Source organism: Rhizobium viscosum (assembly GCF_014873945.1).
GTDB classification, from domain to species: domain Bacteria; phylum Pseudomonadota; class Alphaproteobacteria; order Rhizobiales; family Rhizobiaceae; genus Rhizobium; species Rhizobium viscosum.
Genome location: NZ_JADBEC010000003.1, coordinates 73,222 through 87,845, shown reverse-complemented (window position 1 = coordinate 87,845; position 14,624 = coordinate 73,222). Strand labels below are relative to the sequence as shown.

The following is a 14,624-nucleotide window of genomic DNA, read 5'->3' as shown; positions in this document are numbered from 1 at the left end:
ACAGGATATATCGGATTTGGCGCAGGATGCATTTTGAATGTTCGGACAGAACGTCTTTATGCATCTCATAGTTGATGGAAATTGAAGTATGCTTCAGAAAGCCAATAAAAATTTATAAATACGGCGATGATCAACCGCAGCCAGCTCAGCTTTCGCGAAAGCCGGGGCCGACGTTCTCACGGAGCAGGGAAAATTTCCGGCCATCCTCCCGCAAACAGCAGGACGGCAACAAGGCCTTGATCAATGACCGCCGTCGTTGCCGAGGATTGCCGCAAGCAGCCGGCCTTCCAGCTCCGCCAGCGCAGGATTGCCGTGGCGACGCGGATGCGGATAGGGAATGGCGAGATCGAGCGCGACACGACCCTCCTCCAGAACGATCACCCGGTCGGCCAGATGCACCGCCTCGCTGACATCATGAGTAACGAGCACGGTGGTGCAGCCGAGTTCCCGCCAGACGCGGTTCAGCAATTGCTGCATGCTGATGCGGGTCAGTGCATCGAGTGCGCCGAGCGGCTCGTCAAGGGCCAGAATACCGGGCTTGCTGACAAGTGCGCGGGCCAGCGCCACCCGCTGGCGCTGGCCGCCGGAGAGGCGCGCCGGCCATTCGCCGGCCTTTTCGGCGAGTTGCACTTCGGCAAGCACAGCCCTGGCTTCTTCCAGCGCCCGCTTCTTCTCGATGCCTTCGCCGAGACCAACGACGACATTGTCGGCGACGCTGAGCCAAGGCAGAAGCCGCGGCTCCTGGAAGACGATGCGGGCATTGGGCTGCGTATCGCTGCCATCGGCGCCTTCGAAGCGCAACTCACCATCAGTCGGCTCATCGAGGCCCAACAGGATGCGCAGCAGCGTACTCTTGCCGCAGCCGCTCTTGCCGATGACGGCGACGAACTGGCCGGCCGGAATATGCAGGTTGATGCCACGCAATACCCGGTTGGCGCCAAAGCTCTTTTCGAGGCCCGACAGCGTGATGGAGGCAGCGCCCTCGCCGGCGGCGATCGGCTGATGATCGACATATTCGGCCGTATCGGCAGGATGGAAACGCTCGCGCGAGATAACGGTCATCGCACTAACTCCTATTTCGCGTAGGCCGGGTTCCACTTGAGCGTCTGGCGCTCAAGGGCACGAGCGACGACATCGGCGAGCTTGCCGAGAACCGCATAGATGACGAGCGCCAGCACCACGACATCGGTCATCATGAATTCGCGGGCATTGTTGGCCATGTGGCCGATGCCGGAGGAAGCGGCGATCGATTCCGAGACGATCAGTGTCAGCCACATGATGCCGAGTGCATAGCGTAATCCGACGAAGATCGACGGCAGCGCGCCGGGGAAGATCACCTTGCGGAACAGCGTCCAGCCACTCATGCCATAGACCTTGCCCATCTCGATCAGGTCCCGATCGACATTGCGCACGCCGTGGTAGGTGTTGAGATAGACGGGAAAGAGCACGCCGAGCGAGGTGAGGAAGAGCTTCGATTCCTCACCGATGCCGAACCAGAGGATGACGAGCGGGATCATCGCCAGATGCGGGATGGTGCGCAGCATCTGCAGCGTTGTGTCCGTCAGTTGCTCGGAGAGTTTCGAGACGCCATTGGCAATGCCGAGCAGGAAACCGATAGAGCCGCCGACAAGCAGGCCGGCAAAGGCGCGTGCGGCGCTGACCAGCACATCCTCGGGCAGTTGCCCCGAGATCGTCGTCGTCCAGAAGGCAGAGGCGACATCGGCCGGAGACGGCATGATGCGCGAGGAAATCCAGCCGACGGAGCAGCCGAGCTGCCAGAGTGCGATGATTGCAACCGGCACCAGATAGGGCAGCAGTCTGTCACGGCTGGGCAGCGGCAGGCGAAAACCCGCCCTGCCCTTGTCGGTATCGGCGGCAGCCCGCGCAAACGGCGTATCGAAAGTCGACATGGATATCTTCCTCGCGCTTTGCTTCAGTGCAATTCCGGGAAACCGTGCGGAGTTTCGTGTCCGGAATTGCGTTAATGATTGGCCCCAGATCAGGAGCCGGAGACGACCTTCAGGTTGCCGCCATGGCTGCCGCCGGCAAAAACCTTCTTGCGGCCGAACTCGTTGTTGAAGCTCAGACGCTGTTCGTCCCTCTCGATGCCGAGTTCTGGGAAGAGCAGTTCGGCAACGCGATAGGCTTCTTCGAGATGCGGATAGCCGGAGCCGATCACCGTATCGATGCCGACCTCCTGATATTCGCGCAGGCGCGCGGCAACGGTCTTCGGCGAGCCGACGAGCGCGGTGCCCGCACCGGCGCGCACCAGGCCGATCCCGGCCCAGAGGTTCGGCGACACTTCGAGCTTGTCGCGGCGGCCGCCATGCAGCGCAGCCATGCGCTTCTGGCCGACGGAGTCGGATTCCTTGACGAAACGCTCCTGCGCTTCGGCGATCGTCTCGTCATCGAGATGGCGGATCAGGCGGTCAGCGGCTTCCCAGGCCTCCTCGTCCGTCTCGCGGACGATGAAATGCAGGCGAATACCAAAGGAAACGTCGCGGCCCTTGCCGGCAGCAGCGGCGCGTACCTTCTGCACCTTTTCGGCAACCTGTGCGGGCGGTTCACCCCAGGTCAGGTACTTGTCGACGCGGCCGACGGCGAAATCGATGCCGGCATCCGAGGAACCGCCGAAATAGAGCGGCGGGCGCGGCGACTGCACCGAGGGGAAGCCGAGGCGGGCATCGGTCGCCTTGATATATTTGCCGTCATAGCTCGCGACACCCTTTTCGAGCAGTTCTTCGAAGACATGGAAGAACTCGTCGGCATGGGCATAACGCTCGTCGTGCTCCAGATGGATGCCGTCGCCAGCGAGCTCCGCCGGGCTGCCGCCGACAACGATGTTGAGCAGCAGGCGGCCATTGGAGATGCGGTCGAGCGTGGTGGCAAGGCGGGCATAATAGGCCGGAGACGCAGTACCCGGGCGAATCGCCACCAGGAACTGCAGCTTCTCGGTCCGCGCGGCGAGCGCCGAGGCCATGACGAAGGACTCCTCGCAGGCAACACCCGTTGGCAGCAGCACACCGGAATAACCAAGACGGTCCACCGCCTGGGCGATCTGCGTCAGGTAACCGATTTCAGGCGCACGGTTGAGATCGGTGGAGCCGAGATAGGTGCCGTCGCCGGAGGTCGGGATGAACCAGAGGAAATTGATCGGGTCGGATGAAGCGGTCATGAGCGCATTCCTTTCTTATAAATGTCTGAAATCGGTCCGGTTACCCGATCAACTGGCTTTCGGATGCCACACGATATCGCTGATCGTGAGCTGCTTCGGCACGATCTTGAGTTTGTAGAAATCGTCGGCGAGCGCCTGCTGGTAGGTGAGAGCCGCATCCGGAACTAGCGAAACTTTGCCGAGGTCGGCCTGGCTGCGGGTGAGCGTGACGCGGGTGATATCGGCGGGCACGCCAGTGATCTGGGCGAGCGCTTTCACCGTATCGTCGAGATTCACCTGTGCGGCCGCACCCACCTTGGCAAGCTCGTCGATGACATCGACGATCACTTCGGGATTGGCGTTGGTGAAGGCGCCGTTTCCGAGGAAGTACCCCCAATTGTCGAGCAGACCTTCCGAAGTCGTCAGTACTCTTGTGTGCGAATCGGCTTCGGCAACAGCGAAGAAGGGATCCCAGATCGCCCAGGCATCGATGCTGCCGGTCTTGAAAGCGGCACCCGCATCCGGTGGCGGCAGGTCGACTTCGGTAATATCGGAGAGAGAAAGCCCGGCCTTGGCGAGCACCTTGAGCGCAAAATTATGGGCGCTGGAGCCACGCTTGTAGGCGACTTTCTTGCCCTTGAGATCTTCCAGCTTCTGGATCGGCGAATCCTTTTGCACCAGCAGGCCGTGGAAAGCGGCCGGGCCGCGATAGGCGCCGACATAAAGAAGATCGCCACCGGCTGCCTGCGCAAAGAGCGGAGGCACATCGCCGGAAACGCCGAAATCCAGGGCGCCGGCGCCGACTGCTTCGAGCAGCGGCGGGCCGGAGGTGAATTCGTTCCACTCGACGCGCACACCTTTGGCCTCAAGCCGTTTTTCAAGTGCGCCAGCAGCCTTGGCAAGCGGCAGCACGCCGAACTTCTGCCAGCCGATGCGCAGTGTAGTGGCCGCGGCGTTTGCGGAGCGAACCTGCGGCAGAATGGTCGTTGCGGCCGCAGCACCGAAAAGGCCGAGCGTCTGTCTGCGTGTAAACATGAAATCTCTTCTCCGTTCTCGTGGCTTTCGGCCGCGCCCTTTTGCGAACCAAAGTCGCGAACCGGTCGCGTTTGATCATGCGGAGATAGTGACATAGACGACTAATTAGATCGACAATATCAATTTGCTATTCTAACCGGGTCTGGAGAATAATTTTGCCCGGTTCCGCGGCATGGGTATGCTCCCATGCCGCGGTCGCCAGGCCCTGCCCCAGCGCCACCCCAAACTGCGGAAGAGATCAGCTCGCCCAGCGGCTGACTTGGCCAGCTTGCGCGGCGGCGGTCAGCTCGCCCGGGGCCTGACGAAGTCAGCTAGCCTTCGGATGCCAGACGATATCGCCGGTTGTCAGCTTCTTCGGCACGATGCCGAGATTGTAGAACTCGTCGGCCAGCGCCTGCTGATAGGCGGCTGCCGCATCGCTCACCGTCGTCACGCTGCCGAGATCGGCGCCGGGACGCTGCAGCGCCACCCGCGTGATGTTCTCAGGCACGCCTGTTATTTCCGAGAGCTCCTTGACCGTCGCATCGAGATTGTCCTGGGCCGAGCGGCCGACCTTGGCGAGCTCGTCCAGCACGTTGACGATGACGGTGCCGTTCCCGTCGGTGAAATCCTTGTTGGCGAGAAAGTAGCTGTAGGAATCGACGATACCCTCGGCCGTCGTCAGAATGCGCGTATCGGGATCGGCTTCGGCGATGGCGAGATAGGGATCCCAGATCGACCAGGCGTCGATACTGCCGTTCTTGAAAGCGGCTGCCGCATCCGGCGGCGCAAGATCGACCTGCTGTACATCCTCCGGCTTCAGCCCTGCCTTGCGCAAGGCCTTGACCGTTACGTTATGGGCGCTGGAGCCGCGCTTGAAGGCAACCTTTTTGCCTTTCAGATCCTCCAGCGTCTTGATCGGCGAATCCTTGCGCACGAGGATGGCCGAGCCTGCCGGGCTGCCACGGTAGATGCCGACATAATAGAGCGCGCCGCCCGCTGCCTGTGCAAAGAGTGGCGGGACGTCACCGGTTGCACCGAAATCAAGCGCGCCGGCGCCAAGGGCCTCGAGCAACGGCGGACCTGAGGTGAATTCCGACCAGCTCACTGTGATCCCCTGGTCGGCAAGGCGCTTTTCCAGGGCGCCGCGACGCTTGGCGAGCGCCAGCACGCCGTTCTTCTGCCAGCCGATGCGGAACTCCGTTGCTGCGGCTCGTGCCGGCCGGACCGATGGCAGAATGGCGGTGGCGGCTGCGGCACCGAAAAGCCCGAGCGTCTGTCGACGTGTGATCATCTCTATCCCCTTTTCTGGCAGGCTGGCGCTCCTGCTGCGCCAGCCGGTCCGTTTCGATGGAATGATGATGATTTAGTCTATAAATTAGATCGACAACTAAATTTATCATATTCGCGATATCTGAAACTTTCCCGACCCCGTTTTGTCGGGCTCGGAGAAATTTTGTTCCAAGAGCGATCGCTTCTCCTTTGTCAGTGGCTTTCCGTCATCAGCCGTTTCCGCTAATCCTCGGAGCCTGTTTGCAAGCGGTTATGGAGGACAGCATATGGCGAAAGTCGCTTTCATCGGTCTCGGCGTCATGGGTTTCCCGATGGCGGGACATCTGAAGACAAAGGGCGGCCACGATGTCACCGTCTATAACCGCACGGTTGAGAAGGCGGCCGCCTGGGCAGAAAAGTTCTCCGGCAAGTCGGCGCCGACGCCGGCCGAAGCCGCCGATGGTTGCGATTTCGTCTTCGTCTGCGTCGGTAATGACGACGATCTTCGCCAGGTGACCTCAGGTGAAAACGGCGTGCTCAAGACCATGAAGCCTGGCGCGGTGCTGATCGACAACACCACGGCCAGCGCCGAGGTCGCCCGCGAACTCTATGAAGCCGCGAAGGCAAAGGGTGTGGACTTCATCGATGCCCCTGTCTCCGGTGGCCAGGCGGGTGCTGAAAACGGCGTGCTGACCGTCATGTGCGGCGGCGACGAAGCCGTCTTCGAGAAGGCAAAACCTGTTATCGACGCCTATGCCCGCATGGTCGGCCTGATGGGTCCGGCCGGCTCCGGCCAACTGACCAAGATGATGAACCAGATCTGCATCGCCGGTATCGTCCAGGGTTTGGCAGAGGCCGTGCATTTCGGCAAGCGCGCCGGGCTCGACATCGAAAAGGTGGTCGATGTCATTTCCAAGGGTGCGGCCGGCTCCTGGCAGATGGAAAACCGCCACAAGACCATGAACCAGGGCAAATATGATTTCGGCTTTGCCGTCGACTGGATGCGCAAGGATCTCGGCATCGTGCTGACCGAAGCCCGCCAGAACGGGGCCAAGCTGCCGCTGACGGCACTCGTCGACCAGTTCTACGGCGATGTCCAGGCGCTCGGCGGTAACAGGTGGGATACGTCTTCTCTGCTCGCGCGCCTCGAAAAATGACCAAGCCCTGTCAGTGATCTCCCCATCTTCGAGTGCAGCGGAACTGATCGCGCATCTTCAGACGCTGCGCTCCGAAGACAATATTGCCGGCATGGCGCGTTTCGGCATCGTTACCGAGACCGCCATCGGCATTTCCAATCCTGATCTGCAGAGAATCGCCCGGCTCGCAAAGAAGGATCACATCAGAGCGATGGCGCTCTGGGCAAGCGGCATCCGCGAAGCGCGGTTGCTGGCGCTCTACACGTTCGATCCCAAAAATCTGACGGAAGCCGAGGCCCGCACGCTTGCCGCCGACTTCAACTCCTGGGAAATCGTCGATTGCGCCGCCGACCTCTTCGTCGATGCTGGTCTCGACGCGCTGATCCCGGACTTTGCCGCCGACGAGCGTGAATTCGTCAGGCGAACCGCCTTCGCCATGATCGCCGGTGCGGCGGTACACCGGAAGACGGACCCGGATGAAAGCCTGCTTGCCTACCTGCCGCTGATCGAAGCGCATTGCAGCGATAACAGAAACTTTGTCCGCAAGGCCGTCAACTGGGCGCTCCGCAACATCGGCAAGCGCAACCGCACCTGCCATGGTCAGGCGCTCCCCCTCGCCGAACGCCTCGCCGCAAGCACGGACAAGACGCCTCGCTGGATCGGCAAGGATGCGGTCAGGGAACTGACGAGTGAAAAGCTGCTGGCTCGCCTCGGCTAAAGCGCCCGGAGCAATTCCAGCAAAATGTGTCGTGGTTTTGCGCCCTGAATTGCGCAAAAATAAAGCGAACATTCCAGCAAAACTGTACCGCGGTTTCGCGGTTCGCATGGAACAGAGCCTTATTGTGCCGCGATCGCAGCCCCTGTCGTAACGATCTGATGCTGCTTGGATTTCTCGACGAGGAAATCGATCAGCGCCCGCACCGCCGGCGGCATGCCCTTGGTTGTCGTGAAGACCAGATAGAACTGGCTCTCCACCGTCTGCCACTCCGGCAGAACGCGAACCAGCCGGCCGGACTGGAGATCCGACGCGCAGGCATTTTCCAGGATGAGGCCGTAGCCCACACCTGCCCGAGCAGCATCGAGAATAGCCGTCATGCTGCGGCAGGTGAGCCGCGGCTGATGGCGTACGACCTTCTTCTCGCCATCAGGCCCGACTAGTTCCCAGGTATGGAAGGACATCCAGGTGGTCATGGCAAGCGTCGGCGCATTGCCGAGATCGTCGACGCCGCCGAGTTCGCCCATGCGCTCGACGAGCGAGGGGCTGGCGACAAGGATGCGCCGTGCCCGGTCGAGCTTGCGCATCGTCAGGCTCGTCTGTGTTTCCGGCTCGCTCGCCGCGCGAACTTCGACATCGATGCGCTCGTTAATGAGGTCCGTACGCCGGTCGGAACCGATGATCTGCAGCTTGATCTTAGGGTAGCGCTCCAGGAATTCCGGCAGTACGGCTCCGAGCGAAATATCGATCAGGCCGAGCGGGCAGCCCATGCGCACGATCCCCTGCGGGTCGGACTGGGCCTCCGTGACGATCGACTTCGCACGATCGGCTTCTCTCAGAATCGTCTGGCACTGCTCATAGAAGGCCTGCCCGATCTCCGTCACCCGGAAGTGACGTGTGGAACGCTCGATCAGCCTCGCGCCGAGGCCATCCTCCAGGCGACTGACACGCCTGCTCAGCTTGGATCGGGGTATTTTTAGGGTTCGGCTTGCGGAAGCAAAGCCGCCGCTGGAGACAACGGCGGCAAAATAGAAGTAGTCATTAAGATCGTCCATTATCGAAACCTACCCGAGAGTAGTAATGAATGCCAGCCACTGAAATGCTTATAGCGTCTCACCTGTTACGTTACAGTCACATTGTCGGCATCGAATCCTCAGGGGATAAACGCCCATCCTGATGATCAGCTCGCCTGATGAAATCACACAACGAAAGATGCGTATCGCGCAATAAAATATGGCGCAATTTACCGGAGCCAACGAATAGGGCGATAATTTCTAGAGGTGCTCGGCGTTGGGGAAAACCGGAGGAAAGCCTGGCGACAAAGCGAAACCGGTAAGCGTGGCGGCGCTCCTGGCTTCATGACCGCTTTCAACTGCAAAGGACTGGCCCAGCAGGGAAAACCGGACCAGTCCCTCGTTACTGATCGGAGGTCATTCTGATCAGAAACTCGTGGGGTTAGGAGACCCCCGGCGCAAGGCCGGGGGTTCCGTCGCTCAGATTAGAACGAGCGCTGCAGACGGAAGTAACCGGTCGTGACGTCGTCGCCATCTTCCGGATCCAGGTACTGGACGGAAGCCTTGGCGTAGAAGTTGTCAACGATCTGGTAGTCAACCGTCAGACCGGCCTTCCAGGCATCACCGGCACCGTCGAAGCTATCCGGAACAGTGGCGAACGGGTCGGCACCGCCGATGTAGTTGCCGTAGTACTGAACGCCGGGGGTGATCTTCAGCTTGTCAGTAGCCTTGATGGCGTATTCGGCAGCAACTGCCCATTCAGCCGTCGAGTAGTAGGAGTTCGGGCCGCTGGAGTAGACAACAGCGAGGCCGAGCGTGCCCGGGCCGAGTTCAGCCGTACCCATTGCGCGGATTGCGCCGTCTTCGTTGTCGAAGTCCCAGCCGCCGGTGATCTGGTAGCTGAAGGCGCCAGCCGTGCCGCCGATGCCGAAGGCAACGCCGACATTGTTCGGGCCGTCGTTCGCAACGAGGGCGTCGAGGGCCGGATCGAAGTCACCCTGGTAGACGCCATCTTCCAGTTCGTCGACGCTGATGCCAGCGTAGAAGGAACCGGTTTCGTACTGATAACGGATGGAGTTATGCAGCGTTACGACAGAACCGATATCGTCCGTTTCGCCGGAGAGACCATCGTCCCACCAGGAGTAGAAGAGACCAGCGCGGAAGCCCGCGACGTCGAGGTAAGCGGAGTCGAGGATCGTATCCTGGTTCGTTGCGTTGTCAGCGTTGGCCTGGAGGACGATAACGCCGGTGAGCGGACCGTATTCGGTGTCGCTCTTAGCCGTGAACTGAACCTGACCGCGGGTTACAGCATCCCAGCTGGAGTCGTTGGTGTCGGAGGTCGGGCCGACGTTAACCTGGAAACGGATGTAGCCTTCGATCTTCAGGCAGGTTTCCGTGCCCGGGATGTAGAAGTAGCCGGTGCCGTAAGCGTCGCAGACGCGAACGTACTCAACCGGCTCCGGCTCGGCAGCAACGATTGCGTCTGCTGCGAGTACCGGGGTCGATGCAGCAAATGCTGCTGCCGACGCAAGCAATACCATCTTGATGTTCATTGTAGAAATCCACTCCTTTGTCGATCGGGGCTTTACTCTGTTTCCGAAGATCCAAAGCCGACCCGTTTGAACAGCCTCACGGCGTGCGGATCGATCGAACCGCCGAACGTTCATCCCACAGACATCAAACTGTATCAATTCGTGAACGGCGCCATCGCACGGCACGCACATGCTTTCCACATGGAGCGTGGTTTTTATACAACAATTTCAAAGGGTTGGATGACAGACGCACAAATGCCGCCGCGGTAGCCAGTGGCTATCGCAGGCGGCTGAACCGATCCTCCCAAAGCGCCACGAAACCGGAGTAAAACCTCAAACGGCTTCGCGAAGCAGCCGGACATTAGCGCCGGCTAAGGACCATATAAAGATAGGAGATTAGGACATGGTGTCCTGAAATCGAACCTAATGGTGCAGAAAGCGGCCATAAGTCGATTTGGAGCCTACTTTATGCTGCATAAACACTCGAAGACTCACGCTCAGGGCGCCGCTTAAACGTTTTGCCAAAGACTCAAAAAATCATGCAACGCGCAATATTGCGCTGCACGGACATTATAAAAGTGTCCCAGATCCCCGGACCACCCGCGCGAATCGGCCCCCGTGCCTCCCAACGTCAGGGCCAGATCGTGACTTGCGTGGCTTCGCATAGTTCCATGACAGGAAGATTACAATTTGGAAAGGTTTCGCGCCGGCGTCAAGGGGCCGGCGCTGGGCGGGGCACTCCCAGAAATCACGGATGAACTTCCGAACCGGCCTGCTCGGATCGACCGCGCGGGACGGCCGCCCCTTCTCACGCAAACGGGCGCGATTCGCTCGCGCCCGTTTGCAACCGTCGAATGCCGTGTCGAAGGCGCCTGCCCCGCTCAGTCCTCGCTGGACTTGGCGTTTTCCAGCAGCATGTAGTCGAGCGGCAGCTGCGTCGAATACTTGATCTGCTCCATCGCGAATGCAGACGAGACGTCGCGAATCTCGATCTTGGCGATCATCCGCTTGTAGAAGGCGTCATAGGCCGCGATATCGGGCACGACGACGCGCAGCAGATAGTCCACATCGCCGCTCATGCGGTAGAACTCGACCACTTCGGGAAATTCCGCCACGACTTCCGAGAATCGGCGCAGCCACTCGATGGAATGGGTGGCGGTACGGATCGACACGAAAACCGTGACCTTGGTGTTGACCTTTTCCGGATCGAGGATCGCCACGCGGCGCTTGATGACGCCGTCTTCTTCCATCTTCTGGATGCGCCGCCAGCAGGGCGTCGTCGACAGCCCGACCTTCTTGGCAAGGTCGGCTACGGCGAGCGTCGAATCTTCCTGGAGCAGGCGCAGTATCTTTCGGTCGAGGCGATCCATGCGAAAATAAGTCCCTTTCGAATTATTTTCTTTGTATAGCGCGATTCCGGCCGACGAAAAGAATTTTGTTTCAGAAGACAAGCATTTTGATTCGCCGGCGCAGTTCAGGAAGCAGCTCTTCTTCGAACCACGGATGCCGCTTGATCCAGCCAGTATTGCGCCAGCTCGGATGCGGCAGTGGAAGAATCAAAGGCTTGCCCGGCGCTGCGAGGCTGTCAGTCCATGCCCGCACCGTCTCGGTCATGTTCTCGCGCCTCATAACCCCCATATGCCAGGCCTGCGCATAACCGCCGACGGCAAGCACCAGCTCGATCTGCGGCATGGCCGAGAGAACGCGATCCCGCCAGACCGGCGCGCATTCACGCCGCGGCGGCAGGTCGCTGCCCTTGGCATCATAACCTGGAAAACAGAAGCCCATCGGCACGATCGCGAATCGATCCCTGTCGTAGAAAGCGGGCCGATCCACCTGCAGCCACTGCCGCAGCCGGTCGCCGGAGGCATCGTCGAACGGCAGCCCGCTTTCATGCACGCGCAGCCCCGGCGCCTGGCCCGCGATCAGCACACGGGCACGCGAGGAGAGCACGGCGACCGGCCGTGGCTCGTGCGGCAGGCGATCCTCGATGCCACGCAGTGGCGCATCGCGACAGATCCGGCAGGCGGCAATCTCGGCGCGCAACCTGTCCAGCCGGTCCTCGCTCGATGTACTGCTCATTCCCATCCCGTCCATCCGCCGATCAGCCGCTGCAGGCCGGAGCTTTCATGCCGGGCCTGATCCCTGACATCGCGCGGCATTTCGAAATGGCCTGCCCAGAGCCCGAGCTTCCGGGCCCTCGCCTGCCCTTCCTCCTGCTGGTAGCGGCCATAGGAAACGGCCATCCCGGAGGCCACCATCCGCGCATTGATACTGCCGGCATTATTTCGGCAAGTGACCAGCAGCCGGTCATAGCGATCGCGCTCGTTTCCGCCGCATTGCGTACTGTTGTCAGAAACCAGCTGCTGCAGCGTGTGTTGGGCCTGTCTGCCGCACGCCCAGTCCTGCCCCTGCCGCTCGCAAGTCTGCGACAGTTCCGGTGCATCGATGCCATCAAGCCGCATGCGCTCGCCGTCAAGAACGAGGCTGTCGCCATCGGCGGCGTGAAAAGCGCCGTGGTGCTGGATATCGGGCCTGTCATTGAGCTTGGCCGCAATTAATGCAACGAGAGCAAGAAAAGCCAGCGCAGTTGCACCGTCTCGGGTCAACACAAGAAGCCGTGCCACGCTTTTGCCTCCTTGCAAAACAAACCCTTGGCAAAGATGGCAAACATCTTCTTAAGACTTTCCGGTTAAGCTCTTATTCATCTGCGGAACAATTTTCAACGTGCACATGAGTACCGGCGTCAGCACATCTACCGACAAGATCATTGTCGACAAATCGCGCGGCCACCGCAATAAGGCGGTTTCAAAGGCCGTGCGTCAGACGCGCGAACGCCTGCAATCCGGCCATGCCTCAAGCTCCGCCTTCGATCGTGACGTACTGCAGATGTATATCACTGCCGTGCTGCAGGGCGCGGCGATCGCGCCGCTTTTCGTCATTATCGTTGCAGCACTCGGCACCTATTTCACCGAGGATGCGAGCCTGTTCTTCTGGGCGCTGCTGACGTTGACATGCCATGCCGCCAATATTCTTCTGGCCCGCCGCGCCAGGAGGCAGGAAATTACCGCAGAAGCTGTGCGCCGCTGGCGCAACCTGTTGCTGGCAGGCCAGTTCCTGATCGGCTGCTGCTGGGCGGTCTTTGCCCTGCAGGACTGTTCGGCCTGCGAACCTTCGAGCTTCACGCTCTATAAGGGTGCCACGCTGCTGATCGCGTTGTCGGTCGCGACCATGTCGAATTTCATGCTGACGCGCGCCGTACTCGTCGGCTTTGCGCCTGCTGTCGTGGCGCTTGCGGCAAAAAGCGGCCTGTCGCGTGATATTCTGGAACTCAGCCTGACCGGCGTCTTCACCATGACGGTGGTCTTCTTCAATTACATCAGCGACCGGCTCTTCCAGTTCAGCCTGAGGATCCTCTCCTTCCAGTCGGAAAAGGACGATCTGATCGCCGAGCTGGAAGTGGCTAAATCCATGTCGGACGAGGCTCGCCGCCGTGCCGAGGAGGCAAACCTTGCCAAGTCGCGCTTCCTTGCCTCCATGTCGCATGAACTGCGCACGCCACTGAATGCCATTCTCGGTTTCTCCGAGGTCATGTCGGCGGAGGTCATGGGGCCGCTCGCAAATCCGACCTACAAGGAATATGCCGGCGATATCCATCGTTCCGGACAGCATCTGCTCGATCTCATCAATGAAATCCTCGACCTCTCGCGCATCGAAGCCGGCAAGTATGAGTTGAGCGAAGAGGCGATTTCTCTGCTCGATATAACAGAGGATTGCATCGGCATGGTGCAACTTCGCGCCCGCGCCAAGAATATCACTATCCACGATCAGGTCGAGCGCCAGCTCCCGGCGATCTGGGCGGACGAGAAATCCATGCGCCAGGTCGTGCTCAATCTTCTTTCCAACGCCGTGAAATTCACGCCTCAGAGTGGAGAAATCAACGTCAAGGTCGGCTGGACTGCCGGCGGCGGCCAGTACATCTCCATCAGGGATAATGGCCCCGGCATCCCCGAAGACGAAATCCCGATCGTGCTATCGGCCTTCGGCCAGGGCTCGATCGCCATCAAGAGCGCCGAACAGGGCACCGGCCTCGGCCTGCCGATCGTTCAGGCGATCCTTGCCAAGCATGACGGCCAGTTCATCCTGAAATCCAGGCTGCGCGAAGGCACCGAAGTCATCGCCATCCTGCCGGCCAAGCGCGTGCTGCAGAGCATCCCGGCCGTGGAAGAAGCCCAGCCGGTTATCAAGAAGCGCCGCAGCTTCGCTTAGTCATCCCATAATTTAAAAGAACAGATGCCCGATGATGACGAAGCCGAGATAAAGGCAGCAGGCGGCGATCATGCAGGTCACGGCGAAGGAGCCGAGATCCTTTGCATGTTTGCCGACGATGGAGATCTCGGGTGAAATCCGGTCGATCACTTCCTCGACTGCCGTATTCATCGCCTCGATCGAAAAGAGCCCGAGGAAAAGCACCGTCGTGACGACGAATTCCGTGGCATCCGCACCGACGAGAAAAAGCGCAATCAGCGCTACTGCGAAGAAGCCGAGCTCCTGCCGGAAGGCCGATTCCCTGAAGACCCGCAGGAAGCCTGCCCACGAATAGCTGGCCGCCGCCATGAAATGGCGAAATCCCGTTTCCTTGGTCACGGCAGGTTTCGTCAAAGGCGCCTCGTTTCCTCCAGCCCGGTTTTCCAGCCGGTGCTTTCATTCATGAGCGGATACGCAGATATCGCTTCCCCTGTTCCAGTGCAAGCAATGCGCCGGCCGGGTTATGGTTTTCGCTCCGGC

General features: G+C 60.3%; 14 protein-coding genes. 3 read left to right on the top strand and 11 right to left on the bottom strand.

The window, feature by feature from the left end; translation table 11 throughout:
• Window positions 1-240: 240 nt before the first annotated feature.
• From H4W29_RS32465 to H4W29_RS32445, 5 genes are all read right to left on the bottom strand, one after another.
• Window positions 241-1,062 (bottom strand): ABC transporter ATP-binding protein, encoded by an 822-nt coding sequence (locus tag H4W29_RS32465; RefSeq protein ID WP_192732970.1) that lies wholly within the window; start codon window positions 1,060-1,062, stop codon window positions 241-243.
• Window positions 1,063-1,073: 11 nt separating this feature from the next.
• Window positions 1,074-1,910, bottom strand: coding sequence for an aliphatic sulfonate ABC transporter permease SsuC (ssuC, locus tag H4W29_RS32460; protein WP_192732969.1), 837 nt, complete (start codon window positions 1,908-1,910; stop codon window positions 1,074-1,076).
• Window positions 1,911-1,999: 89 nt separating this feature from the next.
• Window positions 2,000-3,175, bottom strand: coding sequence for an FMNH2-dependent alkanesulfonate monooxygenase (ssuD, locus tag H4W29_RS32455; protein ID WP_007816286.1), 1,176 nt, complete (start codon window positions 3,173-3,175; stop codon window positions 2,000-2,002).
• A gap of 48 nt (window positions 3,176-3,223) precedes the next feature.
• Complete coding sequence (locus H4W29_RS32450; protein ID WP_192732968.1) at window positions 3,224-4,189, bottom strand: aliphatic sulfonate ABC transporter substrate-binding protein; 966 nt, start codon at window positions 4,187-4,189, stop codon at window positions 3,224-3,226.
• Window positions 4,190-4,496: 307 nt separating this feature from the next.
• Window positions 4,497-5,462 (bottom strand): aliphatic sulfonate ABC transporter substrate-binding protein, encoded by a 966-nt coding sequence (locus H4W29_RS32445; RefSeq protein ID WP_192732967.1) that lies wholly within the window; start codon window positions 5,460-5,462, stop codon window positions 4,497-4,499.
• Window positions 5,463-5,727: 265 nt separating this feature from the next.
• Between H4W29_RS32445 and H4W29_RS32440 the strand changes: the two genes are divergently transcribed.
• Window positions 5,728-6,597, top strand: a complete 870-nt coding sequence (locus H4W29_RS32440) for an NAD(P)-dependent oxidoreductase (RefSeq protein WP_192732966.1) — start codon at window positions 5,728-5,730, stop codon at window positions 6,595-6,597.
• A gap of 13 nt (window positions 6,598-6,610) precedes the next feature.
• On the top strand, window positions 6,611-7,294 hold the full coding sequence (locus tag H4W29_RS32435; RefSeq protein ID WP_192732965.1) for a DNA alkylation repair protein: 684 nt from the start codon (window positions 6,611-6,613) through the stop codon (window positions 7,292-7,294).
• A gap of 119 nt (window positions 7,295-7,413) precedes the next feature.
• Here H4W29_RS32435 and H4W29_RS32430 read toward each other — a convergent pair whose 3' ends face one another.
• From H4W29_RS32430 to H4W29_RS32410, 5 genes are all read right to left on the bottom strand, one after another.
• The gene (locus tag H4W29_RS32430) at window positions 7,414-8,346 is read right to left on the bottom strand and encodes a LysR substrate-binding domain-containing protein (protein WP_192732964.1); all 933 of its coding nucleotides are present in this window, start codon (window positions 8,344-8,346) and stop codon (window positions 7,414-7,416) included.
• Between the two features lie 443 nt (window positions 8,347-8,789).
• Entirely contained in the window at window positions 8,790-9,857 is a 1,068-nt protein-coding gene (locus tag H4W29_RS32425; RefSeq protein ID WP_192732963.1) for a porin, read from the bottom strand.
• Window positions 9,858-10,717: 860 nt separating this feature from the next.
• Window positions 10,718-11,206, bottom strand: a complete 489-nt coding sequence (locus tag H4W29_RS32420; protein ID WP_192732962.1) for an Lrp/AsnC family transcriptional regulator — start codon at window positions 11,204-11,206, stop codon at window positions 10,718-10,720.
• 70 nt (window positions 11,207-11,276) lie between these two features.
• On the bottom strand, window positions 11,277-11,918 hold the full coding sequence (locus H4W29_RS32415; RefSeq protein WP_192732961.1) for a uracil-DNA glycosylase family protein: 642 nt from the start codon (window positions 11,916-11,918) through the stop codon (window positions 11,277-11,279).
• Window positions 11,915-12,463, bottom strand: a complete 549-nt coding sequence (locus tag H4W29_RS32410; protein WP_192732960.1) for a thermonuclease family protein — start codon at window positions 12,461-12,463, stop codon at window positions 11,915-11,917. The genes H4W29_RS32415 and H4W29_RS32410 overlap by 4 nt, the downstream gene beginning before the upstream one ends.
• A 106-nt stretch (window positions 12,464-12,569) precedes the next feature.
• On the opposite strand from H4W29_RS32410, the gene H4W29_RS32405 reads away from it, so the two are divergent.
• Complete coding sequence (locus H4W29_RS32405) at window positions 12,570-14,105, top strand: sensor histidine kinase (protein WP_192733270.1); 1,536 nt, start codon at window positions 12,570-12,572, stop codon at window positions 14,103-14,105.
• A gap of 12 nt (window positions 14,106-14,117) precedes the next feature.
• On the opposite strand, the gene H4W29_RS32400 is transcribed toward H4W29_RS32405, so the two are convergent.
• Window positions 14,118-14,498, bottom strand: coding sequence for a diacylglycerol kinase (locus H4W29_RS32400; RefSeq protein WP_192732959.1), 381 nt, complete (start codon window positions 14,496-14,498; stop codon window positions 14,118-14,120).
• Window positions 14,499-14,624: the final 126 nt, after the last annotated feature.

What these genes read in the sequence shown, in the direction of transcription:
- H4W29_RS32465 (WP_192732970.1), bottom strand. Translation starts at nt 1,062, where the DNA reads ATGACCGTTATCTCGCGCGAGCGTTTCCATCCTGCCGATACGGCCGAA.
- ssuC (WP_192732969.1), bottom strand. Translation starts at nt 1,910, where the DNA reads ATGTCGACTTTCGATACGCCGTTTGCGCGGGCTGCCGCCGATACCGAC.
- ssuD (WP_007816286.1), bottom strand. Translation starts at nt 3,175, where the DNA reads ATGACCGCTTCATCCGACCCGATCAATTTCCTCTGGTTCATCCCGACC.
- H4W29_RS32450 (WP_192732968.1), bottom strand. Translation starts at nt 4,189, where the DNA reads ATGTTTACACGCAGACAGACGCTCGGCCTTTTCGGTGCTGCGGCCGCA.
- H4W29_RS32445 (WP_192732967.1), bottom strand. Translation starts at nt 5,462, where the DNA reads ATGATCACACGTCGACAGACGCTCGGGCTTTTCGGTGCCGCAGCCGCC.
- H4W29_RS32440 (WP_192732966.1), top strand. Translation starts at nt 5,728, where the DNA reads ATGGCGAAAGTCGCTTTCATCGGTCTCGGCGTCATGGGTTTCCCGATG.
- H4W29_RS32430 (WP_192732964.1), bottom strand. Translation starts at nt 8,346, where the DNA reads ATGGACGATCTTAATGACTACTTCTATTTTGCCGCCGTTGTCTCCAGC.
- H4W29_RS32425 (WP_192732963.1), bottom strand. Translation starts at nt 9,857, where the DNA reads ATGAACATCAAGATGGTATTGCTTGCGTCGGCAGCAGCATTTGCTGCA.
- H4W29_RS32420 (WP_192732962.1), bottom strand. Translation starts at nt 11,206, where the DNA reads ATGGATCGCCTCGACCGAAAGATACTGCGCCTGCTCCAGGAAGATTCG.
- H4W29_RS32415 (WP_192732961.1), bottom strand. Translation starts at nt 11,918, where the DNA reads ATGAGCAGTACATCGAGCGAGGACCGGCTGGACAGGTTGCGCGCCGAG.
- H4W29_RS32405 (WP_192733270.1), top strand. Translation starts at nt 12,570, where the DNA reads ATGAGTACCGGCGTCAGCACATCTACCGACAAGATCATTGTCGACAAA.